Origin of the sequence: Shewanella hafniensis (assembly GCF_019655335.1) — a bacterium.
Lineage (GTDB): Bacteria > Pseudomonadota > Gammaproteobacteria > Enterobacterales > Shewanellaceae > Shewanella > Shewanella hafniensis.
In genome coordinates this window covers 1-24812 of sequence record NZ_BPFD01000050.1, presented here as the reverse complement: position 1 = coordinate 24812, position 24812 = coordinate 1, and the positions used below count along the sequence as shown (strand labels likewise).

Genomic DNA, 24812 nt, shown 5'->3' with positions numbered 1-24812 from the left:
TTCGCTCGAAAATTCAACCACTATCACGCGTAATGCCAAAATTAACCGTTCTATAATTCGGTTAAATCAGCATTAAGCGCAACTGGGGTAGGAAGCTTGTGTCAGGATCTTGCAGCTTTTAGCCTGTTGGCAAATCCCGATGGCTGTTTTCCAAAGGCGGTTAAGGTGCCTTTATCGCCGTGCCCGCTTTAATGGCTGCTTGAGCGAGGCTGACAATTTGCTTCTCTGCGGTATTGGAAAGGCTTTCATGAACTTTGCTTAGCTCATCCATTTGTTGACCAAGCATGTCCATTGATGTGCTCAGGTTGTCGATCTCCATCTGTATCTGAGGATCTTCTCTATCGGCCGCAATATTGAGTAGAAGTTGCTGAGTTTGGCTGTTGATCGCGTCGCCTTTTTGCTGCATTTGTTCGCCTAACACTTTCATTTTCTCACCCTGTTGCTGCATTGGCATGATGGCGGTTTTGATTTGCGCCACTATGGCGGGATCTGTGATGACATAAGGCGTGCCTGCTTTTTTCACCCATAGGTAATCGGCATGATAAGGATTACCTTGGCGTTCCAGCTGTTCCCAATCGTCACTGTGGCCAGCACCGATAGTCATCTCGCCATCCTGTTTAACATAAATCCATGAAAAATCTGGCTGACTTTGGCTGAGCACTGATTGGCTGAAGACTGATATACCTCCATCGGCACTGCTGCTCGTTGCTTGGCTCTTTGTTTGAGTCGCCCAAATGGCGGTTGGGATCAGAGCGAGAATAAACAGACCGCCCATAAGTTGAGTGCGCGTATTCATAGTGTTTCCTTGTATGGCTGTGTGGATCGGCGGGTTATGCCAGAGTTGCATTAACCTGCCACAGCAGAATCTGTGCCATAAAAATTTAATCTTACTTATCAATGTAATGGCTATTTAAGTGTCCGCGCATTGTTGCCGAGAAGGCGTAAGAGTGTCCGCTAATGTGTCCGTTCAGGCTGGTGGACACGGGTGGCTAAGTCGACGTATTTCTTTCGCCGAGTTTGATTGTTAGCACTAGAATGAAGTGCTCGTGAGGTTGAGATAAAGGTGAATTTAATCATGATTTGTACACTATTTTGAGTGCAATTTAAGGCATGACTCTTTGAGTCAGGTTAGGTTAAGCCGCTATAGGCTTAGCTATGGCAAGCGTTGAAGTAACCTACAGAATATACAGGAATTGAGATGGCAAAATTAATCAATAAGATGTTGAATAATCGGCTGGGCTTCACTCGGTATTGCGCCGCCGTTGTGATGGTGAGTTCGTTAAGTACAGGAGCGATGGCGGCCGATGTGCCGTCCTTTGACTGCACAAAAGTCGATGCGGGCAGTATCGAAGCTATGGTCTGTAAGGATGCGGGACTGAGCCAACTCGATAATAACTTAGCTGAGGTTTACAGCCAAGCGCTTGAAAAAGCAAAAAATGAACAGCCACCGACTTTAAAAGCGATGCAGCGTGGTTGGGTGAAAGGCCGTAATGAGTGTTGGAAGAGCGACGAGAAACACGCGTGTATTGAAGCTAGCTATCAAACCCGTATTGCCGAACTGCAGGCGCAGTACCGTTTAGTCGATATGACCGGCCCAGTGTTTTATGCCTGTGACGGCAATCCTGCTAATGAAGTCGTGGTGACTTATTTTAAAACCGAACCCGCGACTCTAATTGCTGAACATGGTGATAGTACTTCATTGATGTTTGTACAACCCAGCGGCAGCGGCGCTAAGTATCAAGGCCGCAATGAAAGTCTTTGGGAACATCAAGGCGAAGCGAAAGTGGTTTGGGGCTTCGAAGCGCCAGAAATGACGTGTAAACTGGTGACCAAATAGCGTTAATTGAAGGTCGCCATGAAACAAGCCCTTGTGCATATCGCCTTGGTCGTACGAGATTACGATGAGGCGATTGATTTTTATGTTAATAAATTAAAATTCGAATTAGTCGAGGACACTTATCAAGCCGAGCAAGATAAGCGCTGGGTCGTCGTTGCGCCGCCGGGTTCTAAGGGCGCGTCTATTTTGTTAGCCCGGGCTTCTAAGCCAGAGCAGTTCGATTTTATTGGTAATCAGGCGGGTGGGCGGGTGTTCTTATTCTTGAATACCGATGACTTTTGGCGTGATTATCGCCGCATGGTCGCCGATGGCGTCGAATTTGCGCGCGAGCCACAAGAGCAAGACTACGGCACAGTCGCTGTGTTTAAAGATCTCTACGGTAATTTATGGGATTTACTGCAATTGAATGATGGGCATCCTATGGCGCACAGGTTAGCGTATCAGGAGTGAGGATTAGAAATTAATACCTAGTCCAAGGTTGTACTTGATATCACGAGTAGTGTGCCAAGGTGTTTGAGTTTCATTAATATCATACTTAAACGAGAGGTAAATCTCTTGTGTAAGCAGATACTTAAGCCCTATTGTTGAGTCTGAAATATAGTCAATGGTTGGCGTGTCAGGGAAAGCGATTTGGAGATCGGCATAGGTCTCCAGCACGCCATCAAACCAATACTGTTTATAGTTAATTGTGGTTGCCCAAGCATTGAGTTGATAGGTAAATATTTGACTATCTAACCAAAAGTGGTTGTAAGTGACAACAAAGTCCAGTTTATCTCGTCCTATTCCCCAAAATCGATAACCCGGTCCGAGCGCGGCGTAATAATTGCGAACGGGGAAGTCGAGTCTATCTTCTTGAAAATAATCTTCTTGACGTAATAACCAATGCTCGCTGATGAGGTAGTCAAGGCTGTAGTGAGCTTCAAGCGTATTGCGTTTAGTGGTTTTCTCTTCGGTTTCATAGCGAACCTCAGTTTTGAGGTTATGGCGCCATTGTAAGGTTTCGGCGGTAATATCGCCTTTGGCATGAAGCTTTTGGGTCTTTTTAGTGTTACTGGTGACATCAATTGCGGCTTCAACACTGCCACTATAGCGCCACTCAGAGTCACTTTTTCGGTCAGAAAACACTAGATCACTAATAGGAGTTTGTCGATTATTTACCAGCACAAACCCATCGAGGTCGGAGTATTGAATGCTCACATCATGCAGGGTGCGATTAATGCTCCAATAATGATTTTGGGTGGTTTCAAAGCTTTTAATTGCACTACGTTCGATGGTTATTTTAGGGGAATAATTGGGTTTGATGATTAAGTGTTCTTCGTCAAAGTTTTTAATTTCGCCAGTGATTCTATCGCCATTTCTGAGTAACACGGTATCAGCAAGGCTTTGTCCACTTAAGCCCACCAGAAGCATGGCTATAGATAACGTAGGGTAGCGATTTGGCATTAGCGACTGGCTCAGCATAAACGGTGTCGGATATGTTGGCATTCTAGCCTATATCACAGCGAGTAAGGCAATAGTGTTAAGAGGAAGAGATGGAATTGGACATCAACGTCCAATTCCTGCTTTTACTCAAAGGATTAGCGGGAGTTAATTTCGGTGATTTTGAGGTTAATTAGCTGCTTCTGCCATTGGGCTTTATCTATGCCTTCGACCCAAATCACGCTGCTTTTGCGCTGCTCGCCCTTGCGCAGATAGGTTTCTGGCATGCGGAAAATGGCTTCCCAGACTTCGAGTTTTTCGGTTTTTAATAAAGTACCATTATCGGCGAAGAAGCTGGCTTCGACTTCGACTAAGGTCACGTGCTCATTGCTGGTGCTAGCAAGGTCGAAACTGAGTCCAAGTTTATCGCCTTTCCATTGTCCGCCGGTAAAGCTGACTTTGATGCCATCTTTACCGGTTGAACCTAATAATTCGGGTTGGGCAATTGCGGTGGCAGTCAAGGTGGTGACAGGTTCAGCCACAGTTTGAGTGGCGAGTGAAACACTTGGGACGCTGGCAACATTGCTTGAGGTGCTCACTGCCGTCGCAGCTAAGGCATTGGGCGCGGCTTTGGTTTCTGTGATCACATATTCCCAGGTAAAGTCGTCTTTGAGTCTGACTTGGGCGCCATTTTCTAGGGTGATTTGAGCTACGTCGGCGGCCATAACCGATGATGTTAGCAATAACAATGAGCTAAGTGCGCTAAGGCGTAGTGAAGTTTGCATTGGATTTCTGGCTCCGATAACCGTCTGAGTCAATATTCTGCCCTAACATAAACAATTTTCCGCATATTAGTCACTGTCTAAGTCGTGTTTTGACGAATAAAGTGGATTTAGCTGGAAGATACTGACTCGAATACAGATTGAGTTCACTGAGTGTGGCACTATATTGATAGCGCGGTGACAGGACACAGTCAGATAGCGGCATTATCAATCAATTTAGCGAGAGGAGATTAAGATGCAGATTAAACATGGAATTTATGGCGTCGTTATTGGCTTGGTATTGAGCGCAGCGGCATGGGCCGATGACGCCCCTAAAGTCGGCTGCGCGGCGAAATTAGAGGCCATCAGTGCCGAACTTGCCCAAGCCAAAGCAGCAGGTAATAAACATAAAGTCGACGGGCTCGAAAAGGCCTATAACGAAGTCTCAACCCATTGTGACGATGACAGCTTATATGCCGAGCGCGCCGCCAAAGTTGCGGCCTTAGAAGAAAAACTGACTGAGCGCCAAAACGAGTTGGCCAAAGCCATAGAAGAAGGTCGTTCTATGGATAAAATCAACAAGAAACGCAATAAGGTCGCCGAAGTGGAATTGGAGCTTGCTAAGGCGCGAGCCGAGCTAACCCAATAAGTCGCCTAGCTCAGTCGTTTGGATATGCATTAGGCTTAGCCCGCGTAACCTATGCTTAAAACTGTGGATTCTGTGCTGGAGTTGTAGCCCGCGCTCAGGATGAAATGTTCGGTAATGCGGTATCTAAGCCCAGCTTCTGCGCCCCAGCGGGTGGTTTTATCTTCATCCCACCTAGGTTTGCCATCGACAATTCTGGGTGAAATATTGTTAGTGTAAGACACTGTACTGATATAGCCGCTGCCGCCCGCATAAAAGCTTAAGTCGGCAGTGAGGCTGTAGCTTAACCCTAAGCGAAAGAGGCTTTCTTGGCGGAAGGACTGCGCGGGTTCAGGTACGATAATGTCGGTTTCACGGCTGCGGGCATAGCCTAGGTAATATCCCCATTGCTGGTAATTATTATCGAAATGATAGGGTGCGAGTGTAATACCGTAGAGATTGTCTGCAGCGGGCACGTAATCCAGCATGAGTGCGATATAAGGCGCATTGGCGGTTTTCTCTGATTTATCTGGCATCACCAATGGCTTAGAAGTGCTATATTCGGCCGCTTGAAGCGGTTGGTATAGGCTCAATAGTCCAAAGCTAAGACAAGCGACCTTAGATGAATAACGACACATAGAATGGTTTCCTTAGAGATAGGGGAAATATTGTTCATTTTCCTTTGTGCTTGGTCAATTCAAAATGCTAAAATCTCTTTTAAAATAAGTATTTGTAAATTTATTGTGTTTGGGCATGAGTATTTTCTAGGGTGGCATTAACCGAGGTCAACTCGGCAGTTACCTTTGTATGGGTTTGTTGCGCTAGCGCCTAGGTTGGAGTGGAATTGTGGATCAGGAAATAAGACTCGAAATTTCGGCATGGTTAGCGGGCTTTGGGATTGATAGCCAACCCTCGGACGGCATATCAACCAGCATAATGATCATTGCCTGCTTACTGCTGGCGGGTATCGCTTATCTCATTGTTCGACGTGTAGTCATACGCGCTGTCAACATGGTGATCCTACGCTCCAAAGTCACCTGGGACGATGTGTTCATGCGTTACAAAGTGCTCGAAAAGCTGGCCATGCTAGTGCCTGCAATCGTGCTCAATCTATTAGTGCCTATCGCCTTAACCGAACATCAAATCTTAAGTAATTTAATCGACCGGTTGCTGAGTATTTGGCTGGTGGTGCTGATGATCCGCGCTATTTATGCGGGTTTAGATGCAGTCGATGAAATTTCAGATGTCAATCTGGTGAGCCGACGTTTACCCGTTAAAAGCTTTGTGCAGTTAACTAAGCTGTTTTTATTCTTTGTCGGCATTATCGTTTCTATCTCCATCTTGGCCGATCAGTCCCCTGTGTACTTCCTCAGCGGCTTAGGTGTGGCGACGGGTTTTGTGATGTTAGTGTTCCGCGACACTATTTTAGGTTTTGTGGCGGGTATTCAGTTAGCAGCAAACCGCATGGTGAGCAAGGGCGACTGGATCCAGATGGACAAATATGGCGCCGACGGTGCGGTAGAAGAAGTCTCGCTGACCACAGTTAAAGTGCGTAACTGGGACAAAACCATCACTATGATCCCCGCCTATGCCTTAGTGTCGGATGCGTTTCGCAACTGGCGTGGTATGTCTGAGTCGGGTGGGCGTAGGATTAAACGCGCTGTTAATATCGACATTAACAGCATTAAGTTTTTGAGCGAGGAAGAGCACGAACGTCTCAGTAAGATCAATTGCTTAAAAGAATATTTCCCTGCCAAAATCAACGAAATCCGCGAGGCGAATGCCAGAGTCTCTGATCTTGATATGAAAGTGAATGGTCGCCATTTGACTAACGTCGGCACCTTCCGCGCTTACCTGCAGGAATACCTACAGCGTCACGATAAAGTGCACAAGGACATGACCCTAATGGTGCGTCAGCTCGCGCCAACCACAGAGGGTCTACCGATCGAGATTTATATCTTCACTAACGATACTCGCTGGGCATTTTATGAAGCGATACAAGCAGATATCTTCGACCATGTTTTTGCAATATTGCCTGAGTTTGGTCTGCAGGCTTTCCAAGCGCCAACGGGTAACGATATTCGCAGCTTAAAATCGGTGAAGGTCGAGGGTTAGTCTCGACTGATCAGAATCGCGGCTAAGGTAAGAAAGACACCGCCGCTGCTTCTGTCAAACCAATGCAGCTTGTTGCTCGCCTTTAGGCTGGGCGCAAGCACATTGGCCATGCTGGCGTAAATCATCACAAAGCTAAAATCTACTATTGCCCAAGTGGCTGCCAGTATCATAAGTTGCGGTAATTGCGGCGCGGCAAGATCGATAAATTGCGGAAACAGCGCGGCAAAAAACAGTAAATCCTTGGGATTACTGATCCCCACTAGAAACGCCTGCTGATAAAGTTGTCTTGGCGTGCCTTTGCCTTTTGATTGGCCGATCTCAAGGGGTTGATCTTGGTTCTTGGTCAACAACAGCTTGATGCCTAAAAATACTAAATAGGCTGCACCACACCATTTTAGCAAGGTAAAACCGTATTCTGAGGTGCTGATAATGGCGCCTAATCCCGCCGCTGACGCCATCATCAAGACTAAAGCGGCACTCACACTGCCAAGGCCTGTGGCTATGCTGCGCATCTTGCCGAAATGGATCCCGTGGGACATAGACAACATAGCGATGGGGCCGGGTGAGATCCCAATCAATACAATGGCCAAGAGATAGAGTAACCAAGTTTCGGGTTGCATGTGTGCCGCTCTAAATAGGGGGAAAGATTAATGTTTCGCACTCGCCACAAAATCAGGGATCACCTTAGGATGACGGCCTTTAATGGTGCGATAGAAGCTCAAAATCTCGTGCATGTCGGTCTCGATATCACCACTGGGCAGCAATGGCGTACGGATAACGACAGTGCGGCGGCTAAAGTCTAAGCCAACGGGAGTGATAGGCACGTGAGCCTTGCAGGCAATATGGTAGAAGCCGCACTTCCAGCGCGTCACAGGGCTACGGGTGCCTTCGGGCGCCAACGCTAACTTATAATCGGTTTTCGACTCAAACAGCTGTACGGCAGCATCGACTAAGTTATTGTTTTTGCTCCTATCCACCGGGCTACCGCCAATGGCGCGGAAGAACCAGCCCCAAGGCGGGATAAAGAGTTGGTGTTTACCGAGAAAGTGAATTCGAGTGCCCAGAGCACCACGAGCTAAGATGCCTACGATGAAGTCCCAGTTACTGGTATGCGGCGCGACTATAATGATGTATTTAGCGCTGTCGGGCAGTTGGCCTTCTATCTGCCAGCCTGAAAGCTTAAGTAGCCAACGGCAAAGTGGTGTAAACATAGTTCGGTGCCCAGAGTCGAAAAATTAATAATATCATCAGCTTTTTTAGATTTTAAATTGGCTTAAGCAAGATAGTCTGTGCTGAATTCGCTATAGTACAGTCTAACCTGATTGTGGGGGAACAATACTATGTTGAAAAATGGACTATTAAACAAGGCTAGCTGGCAGCGTATTTTTGCGACACTTTTATTCTTAGTAACTTGCCATGTAAGTGCGGTGCCGACGGATGAAATTACGCAGATGCTCAAAGGCCAAGAAGACGCCTGGAATCGCGGCGATCTCGATGCTTATATGCAAGGTTACTGGAAGAGTGAGCAATTGCGTTTTGTTTCTAACGGTAAGTTTCGTTACGGCTGGGAGGAAACCCTTGCCGCTTATAAGAAAAATTACCCCAATAAAGAAGCGCTTGGTGAGCTGAAGTTCACGATAAAAGAAATCAAAATGCTCAGCAATTACGCCGCTATGGTGGTTGGGCGCTGGGATTTACGGCGGATAAAAGATGCTCCAACGGGCGTGTTTACCCTGTTGATTGAGAAAATTGACGACCGCTGGGTGATCACTATGGATCACAGTTCGGACTAAGTCGCAGCTTTAATTGAACAACAGCGCTGACTATAGTGCGCGTTTAACTCAGCACAGAAGGTGAGCTTTACGATAGTAAACAGTCTGGCTTAGCGGGTGGCTCGGCGGGCAGGGTTAAATGGAAATCCTGCTGTCCGAGCTGTCTACCTTTACCGTCGTATCTCACTTCGGTGAAATGCATGCCGCCCTCAGTATCCTCAAGTAGAATGCTGGTGGAGCGCGTACCATAGTCGGGGTGACGAATATAAATTGCGGCTAAGCGCCGTTCCCACTCTATCCCCACTCCCGTGTTCGGCAATTCATTATCTTGTGGTTGAGAGTCGTCTTTCATCAGCTGTAACAGCGCTTGCACTTCTAGGTTGTCTGACTGACTTATCACGGCTTCTAGCGCTTGTTGTCCCTTCGCCATTTTCGGCCAAATATCATCGAGTGCACCATTGCTAATGGCATGAAACCCATCGGCGAGTTTAACTGTGTCTTTATTGATGCAGTTAAAACAATATAAGTCAGTACCTTGGCCGAAGATGAGATTGAATGGTTGATAATTGTCACTGTGCTCAACGAGCCAATTTGGGCACACGAGCGACCCAGAGTTGAGTGTCATAGTGATGAGTTCACCACGACTACGCATGGCTTCTGGGGGCTTTTGCGGTACGCGTAAATTCGTCACAGCGGCGACTTGTCCCTGCTTATTCACCCCAAACCAAGTGCCGCCCGCCTGCAGATCTTTTCCTGCGAGTATGTTTTCTTCCGGTGGCCAAAAGTGTGCTGGCGCGGTCGGTCTATGGTGAAACTCATCACGGTTGGCACAGATGATTAAGGGATACTTAGGATGGGCATTAATGGCGACAAAGAGTATGCACATAGCAGGCTAAATTAATCCAAAGGTAGATTAACTTAGCCTGTCTGCTCACAAATGAACAGTGTTAGTGGTGCGAGTGCTTATCCGCTTTTGCTTTTTCGTGTGTATGTTCATCGGAATGATCATGGGCACTAGGTATTTCAGTCGTGCTTTGAACAGATGCGTGCGAAGCGCTATGACTATGAGCATGTTCGTGGGAATGTCCATGCGCGTGTGAATGACTATGCGAGTTCGCTACCGGCTTACTCAGCATTAAGCGGCGTAAAAATTTACGTGGGCCTAAGCGTAGTAAGCTGGCGGCAAATAATCCCGACAGGATCAGCAGCGCGATTAAGTTCACCACTTCCGGTAAAGTGAACAGCGAGAACCACAGTGGTAGACGCAGTGCAGCGACTAAACTCAGCGCAATAATACTCAGTAATATTGCCCTTTGTGGCCATGTCATTAACTTAAGCTGCGCTATGTTAAGCACAGGTGCGGCAATCAGCGGCATGATAATCGCGATAGGGCTCCAGCCACTATAGGCCAGTGCAAGAGCCAGCACCGCTGCGCCTAAGTTGCAGAAACGCATAGGTAAAAATACGAGCAACAGCACTATAACCTGCAGCAGCGGATTGCTTAATGGCACCGAAGGATGGCCGATTAAATTCACTAGGACTAGGCTGAGTAAAATCCACGGTGCGCTGCGATCGACTAAATGTGCAAAGCCGAAACGCAGGGCATTGCTAGGTAATTTAGTGTGTGGATCGGTAATAGTGACGTTAGCGTGGCTTAAATAAGCGCTAAGAATAAAGACCACAAGTAACTGGAATAACGCTATCCAAGGACCGAGCAACAGGGCGGTGATCACTATGGCTTCTGGCCCCGCTAAGCGTTGAAACCAGCGGCGGGCTAAGCTGCTATCCTGCGGTGTTAAACCGAATTTGAAGCGCAGCGCAGCCGCACCATAGCTCAGCAGTAATATGGGCGCGAGTGTCAGTAACCAAGTCATTAATTGTTCTGTGCTGTGATCATGGTGGGCATGTTCGTGGCCGCCAGAATCCATTAATAGCAGCATCACGAGCAAGCCTATACCGAGCAAACTGCCGATACCAGCTTGGTATTCGTATTTGCCTTGCTTGTCGGTATCGTGTTGACCGTGGGGTTGATGTAGCACCACATGCAAAATCGAACCGGTAACAAACGCTTGTAAATAAACGGTATTTTCTAAACTGAGCTGAGTGATTAATTGCTCGCCTGCAAAGTAACCTACACCCGTAAGCAGCATCATAGCGACCAGCACTAAGCTAGCCCAACGGGTGCCGACTTGAGGTTTGAGTAACCACCAAATGGCGAGGCCGACGGGGAGGCGATGCATAATGACCCCGAGTGCGAGTAAAATCGAATTGCCATCTTGCTGCGCCAATACCATAGCGCCACCGTCTGTGATGGTGTGCAGTAGCAAGCCACCGATCCCTAGGGACAAGGTGAGATTATGGGTGATTTCTGAGTAACGGTGGAATAGGCGTTCGCTGGCGGTCGGTCCCCAGATACCTAGGAATACAAAAACAACGGCTAACAAACCGCCATGCTGCAGCAGCTCTGGCAAGATGTGGATCAACACTAATCCGCCTAATGAGACGAATATAAAGCCATCGAGCCCCTTCTGTAATCCGCTGCCCGATGAAAAGTAGCGATAAAACAGTGGCCCAATTAAGAGTGCGATACAACTAGCAAGAAGATAGAGCATGGATTCCACGGAAATTTGCTGAAAAAACGCCATAGTATACCAGCTGTAAGTCAAAGTGAGCAGTGACTTGCTGGCAATTTACCAAACTGACATTTTGCACTGGGGTTTTCGGGGGCGAATTTTATTCACTTTAGCCATTTAGCGGAGAAATTTTCACATCAACATCGAGAAAAGGTTATACAATATGGGCTTATGTTGGCTTGGGTGTTGATACGTTAAATGGATATATTTTCTGCTGCGGTAATGTTGTTTTTGATAATGGACCCCCTGGGGAATTTGCCGATTTTTGCGTCGATTCTACGGCATATCGATCCTAAGAAACGCCGTAAGGTATTGATCCGCGAGTTACTCTTCGCCTTAGTGATCATGCTGTCTTTCCTTTATGCGGGTGAGGCTATCTTAAGTTTCTTAAATCTTCGCTCTGAGTCTGTGAGTATTGCAGGCGGTATTATCCTGTTTCTTATCGCGATTAAAATGATTTTCCCTCAACCCGGTGGTGTCGTTGGATTAGCCGCTGGAGAAGAGCCATTTATCGTGCCTATGGCCATTCCCTTGATGGCAGGTCCATCGATTCTTGCCGCTTTGATTCTACTGGCACACACTGATAGCTCACGCATGGGTGATTGGACCATAGCATTAGTGTCTGCTTGGGGGGCAAGTGCAGTGATCTTAATGTTTTATAAACTCTTTACCCGTGTGCTGGGTGAAAAAGGCCTCACTGCGGTTGAGCGTTTGATGGGCATGGTATTGGTCATGATCTCAGTACAAATGTTCCTCGACGGTATTTCAAATTATCTAAAAACCGCTGGCTAAATTTATCTCGCTTGCTTAAAACGAAACCGCATTAACACTGTTAATGCGGTTTTTTTATGGAAGAAATCTGGTAGGAATGCCCTCAGAACAGAGATTTGCTGAATCAACGCTGACAAAAGTGTAAATCTTTCTGGTGAAGCAATGTATCAAGTTGTTACTGGTGTGTAGTGCTGCTAATGTCGAAAACTCCGTCTGTATCTTGAGATGGGGCAACCCTGAGTAGATGACTCATAAAGGCAAATTTGTCTAAATACAAAGAGACACTAGTCTTAATAAATAGAATGGCGTTGGTTGTTACAGTAAGGATGTTAAAAATGCGAAGTGCAAAAGGCGTGACAGCGTTTGGACTGATGTTGGCATTGATTAGCGGCGCGAGTATTGCGGCTCCGAATCATACGCCTGCAGATGCGGGTGTGATTAATAAAGATCGAATTTTATATTGGTTGATTAAGCGTGGCGAAGTGGCCGCCGATGCCAGTGATAGCGTCAAGCAGGAAGCGATAGAAGCGTATATTCATCGTGCCACTTTGGCTCAACCTAAGGCGCCGCGCATCGAAGTTGAAGCCGAACATGCGCGTCTGCAAAGAGCTAAGTCATCGCAAATGATGCGCTCACCCGCACAGCGTTTACTGGTTGATGCGGATGTAAAAAAAACCGTTAAAGTACTCTCTATATTAGTGGATTTTCCTGATTTAAAACATGATAACAATGGCTTAAGTGCGGGCGATACGGCCATGTATTACCCAAGTTATCCTGCGTCCCACTACAAGGCATTACTCTTTTCGACGACAGGCTTTAATGGTCCACAGGGGCAGACATTAGATTCGGCTTATCAATATTATCAAGCGGTTTCAGGGCAAACCTTCTCCTTTACTGGGGATGTAAAGGGTTGGTATACCGCCTCACAAAATGCCGAATACTATGGTGCTAATGATCCAGATACTCGTAGTGATTCACAGGTCGAACAATTGGTAAAAGAAGCCGTATCTCAAGCCGTCGCGAATATGTCTCCTGCAGAGTTGGCTAGCTATGATGTTGAAGACCAAAATGACTTTAACAACAACGGTAATTACAACGAGCCCGATGGCATTATCGACCATGTGATGATTTTCCACTCTAGCATAGGTGAAGAAGCCGGTGGTGGAGCTTTAGGCGCGAGTGCAATTTGGTCGCATCGATTTTTTGTTGACCAAGCAACCAATGGCTATGCGCTTCCTGGGACGGATAAAAAAGTATTCGGTTATACCATTCAGCCTATCGATGCGGCCACGGGCGTGTGTACCCATGAGTTTGGCCATGATTTAGGTCTGCCAGATGAATACGATACCACTGAAAATGATAATAAAGACGGCTCGCCTGTAGGGTTATGGTCTTTGATGTCTGGTGGAAGTTGGGCTGGCGCTATCGCTGGTGCCCAGCCGAGTGGCTTTAGTCCCTATGCGCGCTCTTACCTACAGGAAAGATATAAAGGTAAGTGGTTGAATGAACGTGAAATCAGTTTAGATAGTATTCCAAAATCTGGCATGGATGTGACCTTGAATGAGGCGGTTAATCATCAGGCGGTTAACCAGATCTCCATTCCACTTCCTCCCACGCCAATCCCCTTTAAAACACCTTATCAGGGCAGTTATCAGTATTATTCTGGTCAAGGGGATATGCTGAATAACAGCATGAATTTCAATGTTACTTTGCCCGCAGTCACGACAGATAAACTGATCCTGAGTATGAAAGCCAGTTGGAGTATTGAACGTGACTATGACTACATGCAAGTGAAAGTGGATGGTGAGGCTATTGCGGGTAATCACACTAAGTTTAACAATGGGGTAAATAGCGCTCGTCATATTATTACTGGCGAGTCGTCTGCGATTGCTCAGGCGGAAGGCAATGATGCTTGGGTAACGTTAGAGTATGATTTATCTGCCTATTCAGGGAAAACGATTGCGGTCGAGATCAATTATGTCACCGATGACTATACCGGAGGGTCAGGGATCACTCTCGATAACATCAGCGTTAAACAAAATACCACTGAGTTCTATAGTGATAACGCCGAAGTTGCGGATAAAGTGACGTTCTATGGTTATAGCCGGATTAAGGACTCACGTCCTGGGCCAGCATCTCGCTATCTTATCCAACTGCGTAGCCATAACGGTGTCGATGCTGGCTTAAACGTGGCAAGTTTTGATCCTGGTGTATTAGTCTGGTTAGAAGATTTTGGTTACAGTGACAATAATGTTTCGGATCATGCGGGCCATGGCTTGATTGGCGTGATTGATGCTGACCAAAACCTGATTGGCACTCGCTCTACCGAGGTACAAATCCGCGATGCAGCCTTTAGCACAGTAAAACAAACCTTCTATGCAGGTGACAATAATCGCGATGCTGTCAGTCTGTTTGATGACAGTCTAGATTACAGTGCGCCGCTACAACCCCAGTCAGGTATGGTATTGCAGCAGTTAGGTTTGACGATGCAGGTACTATCGCAAGCCAGTAATAACAGTACAGCGGTTATTCGGTTAGCAAATGCAAATTCTGATGCTGTAGCGCCGTTAAAAGTCAGTTTTACTAATACAGTCAATCAATTAGTTGTAAATTTCACCAGTAATGTCAATGGTGGTGCGGGAGCATTAACCTACGCTTGGGATTTTGGTGATGGCACCACAAGTGCAGCGGCTTCGCCAACCCATACCTACGCAAGCGCAGGCTCTTATACTGTGACGCTTACAGTAACAGATGCGAGTAATAAAGATATTAGTAGTCTGACAGTGACCGTTACTGCACCAGTTACGCCGCCAGTCACACCTCCGGTGACTCCGCCGGCGAATGAGAGTTCTGGCGGTGGTAGTCTAGGTTGGTTGAGCCTTGCTTTCCTTGGCTTATTGACTTGGCGTCGTCAGTTAAATATTCGCTAAGTGAATCGCGTAATAGCAGATCAAAAATGCCTCTAATTTAGAGGCATTTTTATTGTCATCAGTCATTAGTGCAGCTTTGGCTAAAGCTCGGATTCAAGCTGACGGATAGCTTGCTCGGCCGCAGGCAGAAAGATTTCACTGACAATCATTTCGTGTTCACCGTGGTGAAAATAGCGGCGGCGTCCCCAGAGTTCATGTTCGACACTCTGATCTAAACTTTCGGCTAAATGCGCTAGGCGACTACAGGTCTCAAAACTGGCGACTTCGATTCTGCCAGGGACAAAATGATCTTGGCTAAACAGTAATTCACCTAAGGGGCGGGTGCCCAGCCCTAAAAAATCCGCTTGGCGCTCGGCCATTAACTTTTCGGGGATCAAGGTTCTGGCAAACACCCAAGGGATTGAGTCGAGGCAAAGTAACACTTCGCGGATCCATACTGAGCCTTGCTGGGGATATTCGCCATCTAAGGGCGCATGCAGCCCTTCGCCAAGGACTTTGACTTCAAATTGAGTGCAGCAAGTTTTGAGTTTTTGAGTTAGGCTGCCTGTAGCTAGCAACCATTCTTTCAAGGGCGATTTTGGGAGTTTGTCGGCTAGTTCGGCTGAAAACCACTGAATAGATTCACCATAGGGGAAGCTTAAGCTAGTCACATTCATTAAATACTCGTTACAATATAGGCAAACGTCGGCAGTTTAACATGTCGCGACACTAGCATATATACCCAAGCGACCTCCTGATACTGATCTAGCGTTTTCAGGTTGTTTGGCTATATAGATTGGGAAGTATTTTCCATCACCATGATTGTTTTTAGGGAGCCGCAAGTCGCTATGAAAAAATTACTCTCAGTCTGTCTGATCCTGTTTACCAGTGTTTTCAGTGTTTATGCGGCCGATGAAAAAGAAGCGGCACCCGCAGCAACACCTACGGGGGAGTACGCCTACTATGGTTTTGAGCCCGAAATCGTCACTAACTACATTTCTAACCGTAAGAAATTAGGGTTTGTGAAGATCAGCGTCGAGTTAATGGTGAAGAGCCCCGATGATCTGGTCACTATTGAGCGTCACGATCCGCTATTACGCGCCGCGATTGTGGAAGTGTTAGGTAATCAATCGGAAGAAAAGATTAAGTCACTCACTGGCCGTGAAGAAATCCGTCGTGAGTGCTTCGATATGGTCAATAACTTGATCACTCAAGAAGCAGGTAAAGCATTGATTGTAAACTTACTCTTTACCTCTTATCTGTACGATTAATTCATTGTCTTATTCTATGGGCTGACTTATGTCGGCCCATTGCGTTACAAGAGCTGCTATGTCAAAACCTGTCGTTAAATCCGTTCCATCAGCGACTGCGAAAACCGCAACCCGCGCAGCGAACCCCCGCCAAAAAGCTAACGCATCTAAGCAGGTTAAACCTGAAGGCAGGGCAAAGCCCAGCAAAGACAAACCTAGGGCTGAAATCAAAAAAGCCCTGCATCCGCGTAATGCCCACTTGAATGGCTATGATTTTCCGGCGCTAATCAGTGCATTCCCTCGGCTGAAAACCTTTGTGCGGCCCACGCCCTATGGCGCGTTGTCGATAGATTTTGCCGACCCCTTGGCAGTCAAAACCCTCAATGCGGCGCTACTTAAACATCACTATGGGATTGGATCTTGGGATATTCCTCAAGGAGCGTTATGTCCTCCTATTCCCGGACGCGTCGATTATGTGCATTACGTAGCAGATCTGTTAGCCGAAGGCGATAAGTCATGTGCCATGGATAAGGCGAGAGTGCTAGATATTGGTACAGGCGCGAACGGTATTTATCCCATATTGGGCTGCCAAGTGTATGGCTGGCAATATGTTGCCTCGGATATCAATGCCCATTCACTCACCAATGTGCAGAGTATTATCGAGCAAAACCCAGTGCTGCAAGGGCGGATAAGCTTAAGATTACAGCCAGATGACAAGGCGGTATTCAAGGGAGTTATTCAAGCCGAAGAACGTTTTGAGTTAACCCTGTGTAATCCTCCGTTTCATGCCTCTATGGCCGAGGCGAGCGAAGGTACAAAGCGTAAGGTGAATAATCTACAACTTAATCGGGGGAGCTCAGTAAAGGCTGCACCTAAGCTGAATTTCGGCGGCCAAGCGGTAGAGCTTTGGTGCCAAGGTGGAGAGCGACAGTTCTTGGCGACTATGATCCGAGAGAGTCAGATGTTTGCAGACCAATGCCTGTGGTTCACTAGCCTAGTGTCGAAGCAAGAAAACCTGAAACCTTGTTATCAAGCCTTAGCACAGTTGAACGTCGATACTGTGAAGACGATTGAAATGCAGCAAGGCAATAAAATTACGCGGGTCTTAGCGTGGAGCTTTCAGTCGGCCGCTAAGCGCAAAATCTGGCGCGCTGAACACTTAGCCAATTAAGATTTTCAGTTTACTTAATAACAAAACAGGCGCCATTATTGGCGCCTGTTTTTTAAAGGTAAAAAGAACCACTGTTACTGCGGCTTTTCTTCCTGATGATCACGGCGGAATAACGCCCACTCTTCTATGGCTTCACCGTTTGGTAAGGTACAGATACCATGCTCACCTTCGGCGGTTTTCTCTATTACTAAGCTACCACCCTGGGAGATGCAATACTCAGAGGCCGGATTAGCAATCTTAACTTGCGCAGCAGGTTTTTCAGCTTCGCTGCAACCCACGAGTGCCACAGTTGCCAGCAGTAAAGTTGCAGTAAACGGTAATAGGACTTTCATAGACACCCCTTGGTGACTTATTTACGCCCTAAAATTCGCAGAATGCGTAGGAATAAGTTGATGATATCCATATACAAAGCGGCCGCGCTATCGATGGCATTATCTATGGTTTTAGGGATCTGATTCGCCCGTCCCCAGTCGTAACCTATATACCCGCAGAAAATCAGCACCACTATCCAATCTAAAATGCCGTGGTGAGTATTAAAGATAAACACTTCAATTAGCTCGACTACGATAACCAGCAACAAAGCAATCGTGAGTGCACCGGCTATTTTCTGGAAAAAGGCGGGAAAGAGTGTGCCTAAACACATCATGGCAATGGTTACTAGGCCAGTAATGCGAATGGCTTCCGTCACTAATTCAGGGTCGTATTGACTGACTACCATATTGATAATTAAGCCGAAGGGGACGACTACAAAGTTGTAGCCAATAAAGCTGACCACGGGATTGCTCGATTTTTGAAACAGATAAATCCCGAAAAAACAGGAGGCAAAATAGCCGATAAAGAAAATCCAAGGATTCACGCTGGCAATCGCTTCTGGGTCGATATTGGTGACCATCCAATAGTTAACGGCAAAACCCCAAATCAGCGTGAGGCCGATAACGAGGTTGTAGATACCAGCGCCAACGATGGGATCGTCTGTGGTCATGCGATCAAATACACTGTTTTCCGAATCCATATATTTTCCTTTTTATTTCCGTATGTTAACTGGTCGTTCAGCCTCACCAGCATCGGGCTAACTTAAGGCAAGTAAAGCTGTTTTTCAAGCGAGAATATCTTAAGCTTGAGTACCACAAACACTACATTTCGCGTGTTTCGGGAGTTTCATCTCACGAAACTCCATCGTCATCGCATCGATCATCAACATGCGACCCGCTAAGGTTTTACCCATACCAGTGATGACCTTGATGGCTTCAACTGCCTGCAAGCAACCTATCATGCCGACGACAGGCGCGAGTATGCCCGACTCGACGCAGCTGAGTTGTTGCTCGCCAAATAGGGCGCTAAAGCAGTGATAACAAGGTGTGTCGCTGTGATAATCAAACACTGTGACCATGCCTTCCATCCGAATGGCCGCCGCAGACACTAAGGGCACTTTATGCTTAAAACAGCTGAGATTGAGTTGTTCGCGCACACTGACATTATCGGTGCAGTCGAGCACTAGATTGTGATCGGCAACAAGGGCGTCAATCTCATGATCATCTAATACGGCATTGATAATGTTGATCTTAATGAAGGGATTGAGCTGACTAAGGCTCTGTTTGGCCGATTCGACTTTTGGCTGGCCGACATTGGCATCTTGATGCAGCACTTGGCGCTGCAGGTTAGAGAGTTCAATTGTATCAAAATCGACCAGAGTCAACTCGCCAATCCCCGCAACTGTGAGGTACTGGCTGGCGGCGCAACCTAATCCGCCTGCGCCTATCATCAACACTTTTGCTTGTTTTAGATGTTCTTGGCCGTCGATATCCATAGCTTTGATGGAGATCTGACGGCTGTATCTTAAGAGTTCACTGTCGCTGAGAATATCGTCAGGCACATTCATGGAGATTTTCCTAGCAAAGCACGCTGTTAAAGGGCTCGACTGTCACTTGGGTGCCAGCGGGTGTATCCCCTTGGAATTGTTCCAATAAAACGAAACAGTTCGCTAGGCTCATCGAGGTCAACATACCTGAACCTTGGCTACCAGTAATGGCAACCTCAAGTTTGCCCTGCGTATTACGGCTTAAAATGCCCCGTTGATATTCGACGCGGCCCGGTTGTTTACGCACTGGCGTGGTGAGCGTAGCGTCTAACATCAAAGGTGCAACTGGGGTTAAACCCTGCATCTTGTTCAGTATTGGCCAAACCAGCTTGTAAAATGTCACCATAGAAGACACGGGGTTCCCCGGTAAACCACAGAATACTGCCTTGCCAATTTTGCCCATGGCGAAGGGCTTACCTGGTTTGATGGCGAGTTTCCAGAAGGTGATTTTGCCTTCTTCATCGAGAATTTGCTTCGTAAAGTCAGCTTCGCCGACCGACACGCCGCCCGAGGTCAGCACCATATCGGCTTGGCTGGCGGCATGGCGAAATGCCTGACGTATGGCTTCAGGATCATCGGCGATTACGCCTAAATCGAGCCATTCCACATTAGCGCGACTGAGTAAACCTTGAATCGAATAACGATTCGAATCGTAAATTTGTCCCGGTGCGAGTTCGCTGCCAACCGGACGCAGTTCATCACCCGTGGAGAAAAACGCCACCTTAAGTTGGCGATAGACTCGCACTTGGCTGACACCAATAGTCGCCAATACGCCGAGCTCGGCTGCGCCAATTTGAATACCTGCAGTGAGCACTTTAGTGCCTTGGGTCAGCTCTTCACCACGGCAACGCACATTGGCGCCTTGCGCCTTAGGGTGGCGAATATGAATAATCTCACCTTCAACTTCGGCTTCTTCCTGCATTTGTACTGTGTCATAACCTGCAGGCACAGGCGCGCCCGTCATGATCCGTATGCAAGTATTAGGTTTGGCTTCACCTTCAAAACCATGGCCGGCGAAGGAACTGCCGATAAGGCGTAATGAAGTGCGATTGGTTTGCGTATTCAAGTCGACAAAACGGAAGGCGTAACCGTCCATTGAAGAGTTATTAAATGGCGGCAGGTCGATGCAGGAAGCGAGATCTTCGGCAAGGACGCGGCCAAGGGCGTGGGGGAGCAATACGACTTCTGTGTCTGACACTGGGCTAACTTGTTCGAGCAAAAGGGGAATAGCTTGATCTGGATGCATTAAGCTAGGTTGCGAACAAGGATCGGCTGTTACGGACATGAGGGTCTGCCTTATATGCAATGGGTCGTGATGACGCTGAATGAATTTCCACCTGATTATGACTGGCTATTATGCCACGGTGATCGGTGATGGCTATGATTTGCATGTGAGTTTCTGTGATAGGCCAGTCAGTTTTTCCTGCCACTTTGGATGATAACCTAGCAAGCAGTGGTGTAATTTATGTCACTAAGCCAAAGGCTGAACGCGAGTCGCTGGACAAATGAAAATCATTTTTATCAATGAATCATTAACTTAGCTAAAAATCTAAAGGTAAATTTTGTTGCTTTTGTCGACCCCCTTGATGACAATGTGCCCCATGATTCAGTTCGAACGCAAAAGAGGATTTACTATGCTGTCAGCCACTATGATCGAAAAGTTGAATGAACAAATTAATATGGAGTTCTTCTCCTCAAATTTATACCTGCAAATGAGCGCTTGGTGTGAAGATCAGGGATTTGAAGGTGCAGCTAAATTTATGCGCGAGCACGCGGATGAAGAGATGGGCCATATGCGTCGTTTGTTCACTTATGTGAGTGAAACCGGTGGCTTACCTTTGTTGGGGGCGATTGAAGCGCCACAGTCACAGTTTGATTCGCTGCTGGCTCTGTTCGAACTCACCTATGAACATGAGCAGTTGATTACCAGTCAGATCAATGCCTTGGCCCATGCAGCCTTTTCGAATCAAGACTATTCAACCTTCAACTTCCTGCAATGGTATGTGGCCGAGCAGCACGAAGAAGAAAAGCTGTTTAAGTCGATTGTCGATAAGATACGTTTAGTGGGTGAAGATGGTAAGGCGCTGTTCTTTATCGATAAAGACTTAGCTAAGTTAGCCTCTAAGGGCGGCGAAAGCATAATGAACGGCCAAGGCCAACCACAGGCGTAAATCCGTTTTATTCGCTACAAAAAAAGCAGCCTAGGCTGCTTTTTTGCTATTTATTCTTCAATTCTTTTTGCTATTAGTTGCTAGCTTTCAGCATCTTAGATATTCACGCATCTATCTTGGTAATCGTGGTTAAGCAGTGCTGTGTGCTTGATGTGCAGCAAGGGGGTGATCTCGTCGAAGGGCAGCGGTTTAGAGATCAAATATCCTTGGGCGAAGTGGCAACCTAAATCACGCAGGAAATGCCACTGGGCCTCTGTTTCTATGCCTTCGGCTACTAATTCCATTTCGAGACTTTGCCCCATCATGACGATAGCTTTGACTAAGTTAGCATTAGCGTTACTTTCGAGGGCATTTTCCACAAAGCTACGGTCGATTTTAATCACAGAAATCGGGAATTTTTTCAAATAACTCAGGGAAGAATAACCCGTACCGAAGTCATCGATATAGATTTGCGAGCCTAAATGGCGAATCGATTCGAGCGTGCTCAAGCAGTGGCTGGCATCGCCCATCAGCATGCTTTCTGTGATCTCAATATGCACATTGCGCGGGTTCACATGGTGGCGGTTAAAGCATTCCTGCAGCACTTGGTCGAATCCCATGCCGCGGGTGTTGATACATTGGCGACTGGAAACATTAATCGCGACATTGATTTTTAAGCCACTTTTCTGCCATTGCCTCAAATCATGCATGGCTTGGTTGAGCACCCATTCGCCCATAGGTTCTATCAGTCCGGTTTCTTCGGCCAGCGGGATAAATTGATCCGGTGGGATCAGGCCAAAGTCAGGGTCTTGCCAGCGGATAAGGGCTTCGACGCTGCAGACGACTCCAGTTTGCATATCCACTATGGGTTGATAATGCAGGGCAAATTCATTTTGTGCTACGGCGCGGCGCAGGCGTTGCTCTAACTCCATCCGAGCGAACATGGCTTCATTCATGCCCGCGGTAAAGTATTTGAAATTGTTCCGTCCCGCATCTTTGGCTTGATACATGGCGGTTTCGGTATTGCGGGTGAGTGAGCTGACATCGAGGCCATCTTCGGGATAGACGCCGATACCAAAGCTGGCTGAAATCTGGATCTCACGGTCATTTAAGTCAAACGGCATGCCTAAGGTTTCGATAATACGCGTTGCCATGTGTTCGATGGCGAGTTCGTTGGTCAGTCGTGGCAGAATAAGTACAAATTCATCACCCCCGATGCGGGCGATAAAGTCGGTTTTACCCGCAATGCCTTCTAAGCGTTTGGCCACATCTTTAAGTAATAGGTCGCCCGTGGCATGGCCTTGCACATCGTTGATGTATTTGAATTGGTCTAAATCTATCAGCAGGATCGCCAGTTTGCGTGAGTCATGCTGCGCCACATGGATTTCGTGCTGCAGGCGCTCATTAAACAGCTTTCGATTAGGCAGTCCCGTTAACGCATCGAAGTTGGCTTGATACCAAAGATCTTGCTCATATTGTTTACGTTTACTGATATCCATAAATAAACCGATGTGTTGGATTATTTGTCCTTGCTCATTTCGCACCACTGTAATGGCTAGATACTCGGGATACACTTGGCCATTTTTACGCTTATTCCAAACCTCGCCCTCCCATTTTCCTTCCGTTTGCAGCGACTCCCACATGGTGGTGTAAAAGTGCTGCGAATGACGGCTAGAACTGAGGATGGATGGACTGCGGCCTTTCACTTCTTCCAATGTATAGCCAGTAATATTGCAGAAAGCCGGATTGACCAGTTCGATATGGTTATCGGCATCAGTCACCATTATGCCCTCGGCAGAATAGTCAAATACCGCAGCGGCGCGGGTGAGGGCATGGTTCGCCTTCTGCCGTTCGCTGATCATCCGGTTCATGGCGCGGGCCATGCGTGCGAGTTCATCAGTACCTGAAACGCGGATATTGATATTGAGCTTGGGATCTTCCGCCATTTGCTGCATGTCATTGGCAATCTTAGTGATTTTATCCATAAAGTTGCGAATGATCTTCTGTCCGAGCCAGAGTGTAACGGTTGCGGTGAACAGCGCTGATAACAAGTACAGGCCGAGGAAGGTCAGGGCTTGGTTTTGTTGATACTCGCTCTGTTGCGCCATGGTTTGGGTGATGTCTTTGGCGAGTTGATGCAGTTGTTCAATACGCTGGGTGGTGAGCGCCCACCATTTTTGGCTGTCAATCGGATGTGGCGGCATTAACAGCTGTGTCATCGCTTGGCTTAACTTGTCCTCACTGGCTGGGACTTGCGCGATGGCGTTGATCTCCGCCATCGGCAAGCCTTGCTGCTTCAGTTGCTGCAGCTTGGCCATGCTGAATTGGTATTGATCTATGCTGTTCTCAATGGTTTTCAGCGCTGGCTTAAATTTGGGAAGAAAGCGGGTCTCGTGATTGAGTTCATCTAAGTTGAGATGAATCGTCGCCAGCGCGCTATTAAATTTTTGCAGTGAAACGTCATCGCCCTTCAGCAGATAATCCTGAAAACTCCCCATTAAGCCACCGTAACCTAAGTTGGCATTAATATTCTGTGCCAGTGCGCTAATGCGGGTTTGCTGCTCAATTTGTTGGCTTATCTGCAGAATACGTTGATTCTCTGGCGAATCTTGCAGGTTTTGCAGTAACGATTTTCTATCGGAAATCGCTGCATTGCTCGCGTGCATCACAGCTCGGCCATATTCATACATGAAGGAGCCTATGGTGCGGTAATCATTCAGATTGAGAGAGTCGCTGAGCAGCAAATGATTGATCGCGCTACGTTCTTTTACGGCGAGTTCCTGCACCATTAGCAGGTTTAATAAATCGGTATAGGCGCGGGATTGGCTGATTTCGTTGGTCTGTAACTGCAATAGTTGAATGAGCTGCAACAGCTGAGTGTGCAGTTGACTATAGAGGTCAGTAAACGGGCTTTGTGTTTCGCTCGCAAGGGTTTGGCGTGCGTTGGCGAGTCTGTGGCCTGTGAGTGTGATGGCATCTAATAATGCGTTCATCTGACTTGCTTCAATACTCTTAGGATCGAGCGCCTCACTGAGGTGGGCTAAAGGTTCGCTGTTAAGTAACGTATTGAATGCGTTGGAGGTCGCCTGTTGTTGCGCGACTAGCGCGTTATCGGCGGGCAGTTGATTGGTGCTAAGGCCATATTCATTCTGCAACTGATACAGTAATTCAGTGATTTGTACCGTCGTCTGCACCGCAAGATGGTTGTGCTTGGCCGAGTGTGATTCATTTATTAAGCCATGCATGCGAGTCAGAATAAAAAAACTCATCATCAACAAGGGGACAAGCGAAAACAGAATGAGCTTTTGCTTCAAACTGAGGTGGTGTAGCGCTGACGGCATTAAAGATCACTCCACTCGTTCGCCTAGCTAAAAAAGAAATTCAACGTCATCACGTTGAACTTGAGTTGAAAATGGAGCTAGGCACAGGGTGAGAATATTTAACATAGGCGGCCAGTCACGGCGACCTTTAGTTTATGGATATCTAATCTAGGTCACGAAATTAAGCAGATTGTTATATATCGAGCTAAGCAACTATTTTT

Annotated in this window: 24 protein-coding genes; 10 read left to right on the top strand and 14 right to left on the bottom strand. The window is 47.1% G+C overall.

Annotated features, from left to right (window positions below; genetic code table 11):
• Positions 1 to 160 precede the first annotated feature (160 nt).
• Positions 161 to 796 (bottom strand): hypothetical protein, encoded by a 636-nt coding sequence (locus K5Q99_RS14485; protein ID WP_220777247.1) that lies wholly within the window; start codon positions 794 to 796, stop codon positions 161 to 163.
• Between the two features lie 402 nt (positions 797 to 1198).
• Between K5Q99_RS14485 and K5Q99_RS14480 the strand changes: the two genes are divergently transcribed.
• Together K5Q99_RS14480 and K5Q99_RS14475 are read left to right on the top strand one after the other, a co-directional pair.
• Positions 1199 to 1837: an MliC family protein gene (locus tag K5Q99_RS14480; RefSeq protein ID WP_220777246.1), complete on the top strand. Its 639-nt coding sequence runs from the start codon at positions 1199 to 1201 to the stop codon at positions 1835 to 1837.
• An 18-nt stretch (positions 1838 to 1855) separates the two neighbouring features.
• The gene (locus tag K5Q99_RS14475) at positions 1856 to 2287 is read left to right on the top strand and encodes a VOC family protein (protein WP_220591640.1); all 432 of its coding nucleotides are present in this window, start codon (positions 1856 to 1858) and stop codon (positions 2285 to 2287) included.
• Positions 2288 to 2290: 3 nt separating this feature from the next.
• Here the strand turns inward: K5Q99_RS14475 and K5Q99_RS14470 are convergent, their stop codons facing one another.
• Both K5Q99_RS14470 and K5Q99_RS14465 read right to left on the bottom strand, forming a co-directional pair.
• Positions 2291 to 3322, bottom strand: a complete 1032-nt coding sequence (locus K5Q99_RS14470; RefSeq protein ID WP_246604493.1) for a DUF481 domain-containing protein — start codon at positions 3320 to 3322, stop codon at positions 2291 to 2293.
• Positions 3323 to 3414: 92 nt separating this feature from the next.
• The gene (locus tag K5Q99_RS14465) at positions 3415 to 4041 is read right to left on the bottom strand and encodes a DUF3157 family protein (RefSeq protein WP_220777245.1); all 627 of its coding nucleotides are present in this window, start codon (positions 4039 to 4041) and stop codon (positions 3415 to 3417) included.
• A gap of 232 nt (positions 4042 to 4273) precedes the next feature.
• Here K5Q99_RS14465 and K5Q99_RS14460 point away from each other — a divergent pair, with 232 nt between their 5' ends.
• Positions 4274 to 4666, top strand: coding sequence for a DUF1090 domain-containing protein (locus K5Q99_RS14460; protein ID WP_106648592.1), 393 nt, complete (start codon positions 4274 to 4276; stop codon positions 4664 to 4666).
• Positions 4667 to 4701: 35 nt separating this feature from the next.
• Here K5Q99_RS14460 and K5Q99_RS14455 read toward each other — a convergent pair whose 3' ends face one another.
• Positions 4702 to 5280: a porin family protein gene (locus tag K5Q99_RS14455; RefSeq protein ID WP_220591642.1), complete on the bottom strand. Its 579-nt coding sequence runs from the start codon at positions 5278 to 5280 to the stop codon at positions 4702 to 4704.
• A 208-nt stretch (positions 5281 to 5488) separates the two neighbouring features.
• Between K5Q99_RS14455 and K5Q99_RS14450 the strand changes: the two genes are divergently transcribed.
• Positions 5489 to 6757 (top strand): mechanosensitive ion channel family protein, encoded by a 1269-nt coding sequence (locus K5Q99_RS14450; RefSeq protein WP_106648587.1) that lies wholly within the window; start codon positions 5489 to 5491, stop codon positions 6755 to 6757.
• On the opposite strand, the gene K5Q99_RS14445 is transcribed toward K5Q99_RS14450, so the two are convergent.
• Positions 6754 to 7377, bottom strand: coding sequence for a LysE family translocator (locus K5Q99_RS14445; protein WP_220777244.1), 624 nt, complete (start codon positions 7375 to 7377; stop codon positions 6754 to 6756). The genes K5Q99_RS14450 and K5Q99_RS14445 overlap by 4 nt on opposite strands.
• Positions 7378 to 7404: 27 nt before the next feature.
• Positions 7405 to 7968 (bottom strand): lysophospholipid acyltransferase family protein, encoded by a 564-nt coding sequence (locus K5Q99_RS14440; RefSeq protein WP_220777243.1) that lies wholly within the window; start codon positions 7966 to 7968, stop codon positions 7405 to 7407.
• A gap of 129 nt (positions 7969 to 8097) precedes the next feature.
• Between K5Q99_RS14440 and K5Q99_RS14435 the strand changes: the two genes are divergently transcribed.
• Entirely contained in the window at positions 8098 to 8550 is a 453-nt protein-coding gene (locus K5Q99_RS14435) for a YybH family protein (protein ID WP_220591645.1), read from the top strand.
• Between the two features lie 67 nt (positions 8551 to 8617).
• Here K5Q99_RS14435 and K5Q99_RS14430 read toward each other — a convergent pair whose 3' ends face one another.
• Positions 8618 to 9415 carry an NRDE family protein gene (locus tag K5Q99_RS14430; RefSeq protein ID WP_220777242.1) on the bottom strand — a complete coding sequence of 266 codons (798 nt, stop codon included), beginning with the start codon at positions 9413 to 9415 and terminating at the stop codon, positions 8618 to 8620.
• A gap of 61 nt (positions 9416 to 9476) precedes the next feature.
• The gene (locus tag K5Q99_RS14425) at positions 9477 to 11141 is read right to left on the bottom strand and encodes a ZIP family metal transporter (RefSeq protein WP_220777254.1); all 1665 of its coding nucleotides are present in this window, start codon (positions 11139 to 11141) and stop codon (positions 9477 to 9479) included.
• Positions 11142 to 11360: 219 nt separating this feature from the next.
• On the opposite strand from K5Q99_RS14425, the gene K5Q99_RS14420 reads away from it, so the two are divergent.
• Positions 11361 to 11954, top strand: a complete 594-nt coding sequence (locus K5Q99_RS14420) for a YhgN family NAAT transporter (RefSeq protein WP_011848195.1) — start codon at positions 11361 to 11363, stop codon at positions 11952 to 11954.
• A gap of 314 nt (positions 11955 to 12268) precedes the next feature.
• On the top strand, positions 12269 to 14863 hold the full coding sequence (locus K5Q99_RS14415) for an immune inhibitor A domain-containing protein (RefSeq protein ID WP_220777241.1): 2595 nt from the start codon (positions 12269 to 12271) through the stop codon (positions 14861 to 14863).
• Between the two features lie 80 nt (positions 14864 to 14943).
• On the opposite strand, the gene K5Q99_RS14410 is transcribed toward K5Q99_RS14415, so the two are convergent.
• Positions 14944 to 15519, bottom strand: coding sequence for a chorismate--pyruvate lyase family protein (locus K5Q99_RS14410; RefSeq protein ID WP_220777240.1), 576 nt, complete (start codon positions 15517 to 15519; stop codon positions 14944 to 14946).
• A 171-nt stretch (positions 15520 to 15690) separates the two neighbouring features.
• Between K5Q99_RS14410 and K5Q99_RS14405 the strand changes: the two genes are divergently transcribed.
• Entirely contained in the window at positions 15691 to 16113 is a 423-nt protein-coding gene (locus tag K5Q99_RS14405; RefSeq protein ID WP_107946212.1) for a flagellar basal body-associated protein FliL, read from the top strand.
• A 58-nt stretch (positions 16114 to 16171) separates the two neighbouring features.
• Complete coding sequence (rlmF, locus tag K5Q99_RS14400; protein ID WP_220777239.1) at positions 16172 to 17263, top strand: 23S rRNA (adenine(1618)-N(6))-methyltransferase RlmF; 1092 nt, start codon at positions 16172 to 16174, stop codon at positions 17261 to 17263.
• Between the two features lie 74 nt (positions 17264 to 17337).
• On the opposite strand, the gene K5Q99_RS14395 is transcribed toward rlmF, so the two are convergent.
• The 4 genes from K5Q99_RS14395 to moeA all read right to left on the bottom strand — a co-directional run bounded on the left by K5Q99_RS14395 (position 17338) and on the right by moeA (position 20406).
• Positions 17338 to 17595 carry a putative hemolysin gene (locus K5Q99_RS14395; protein ID WP_107946214.1) on the bottom strand — a complete coding sequence of 86 codons (258 nt, stop codon included), beginning with the start codon at positions 17593 to 17595 and terminating at the stop codon, positions 17338 to 17340.
• 17 nt (positions 17596 to 17612) lie between these two features.
• Positions 17613 to 18275: a Bax inhibitor-1 family protein gene (locus tag K5Q99_RS14390; RefSeq protein ID WP_106648561.1), complete on the bottom strand. Its 663-nt coding sequence runs from the start codon at positions 18273 to 18275 to the stop codon at positions 17613 to 17615.
• A gap of 99 nt (positions 18276 to 18374) precedes the next feature.
• Entirely contained in the window at positions 18375 to 19142 is a 768-nt protein-coding gene (gene moeB, locus K5Q99_RS14385; RefSeq protein ID WP_220777238.1) for a molybdopterin-synthase adenylyltransferase MoeB, read from the bottom strand.
• Between the two features lie 10 nt (positions 19143 to 19152).
• Complete coding sequence (gene moeA, locus K5Q99_RS14380; RefSeq protein ID WP_220777237.1) at positions 19153 to 20406, bottom strand: molybdopterin molybdotransferase MoeA; 1254 nt, start codon at positions 20404 to 20406, stop codon at positions 19153 to 19155.
• Positions 20407 to 20755: 349 nt separating this feature from the next.
• On the opposite strand from moeA, the gene ftnA reads away from it, so the two are divergent.
• Positions 20756 to 21292: a non-heme ferritin gene (gene ftnA / locus K5Q99_RS14375; protein WP_107946218.1), complete on the top strand. Its 537-nt coding sequence runs from the start codon at positions 20756 to 20758 to the stop codon at positions 21290 to 21292.
• 95 nt (positions 21293 to 21387) lie between these two features.
• Here the strand turns inward: ftnA and K5Q99_RS14370 are convergent, their stop codons facing one another.
• Positions 21388 to 24612, bottom strand: coding sequence for an EAL domain-containing protein (locus K5Q99_RS14370; protein ID WP_220777236.1), 3225 nt, complete (start codon positions 24610 to 24612; stop codon positions 21388 to 21390).
• Positions 24613 to 24812 lie beyond the last annotated feature (200 nt).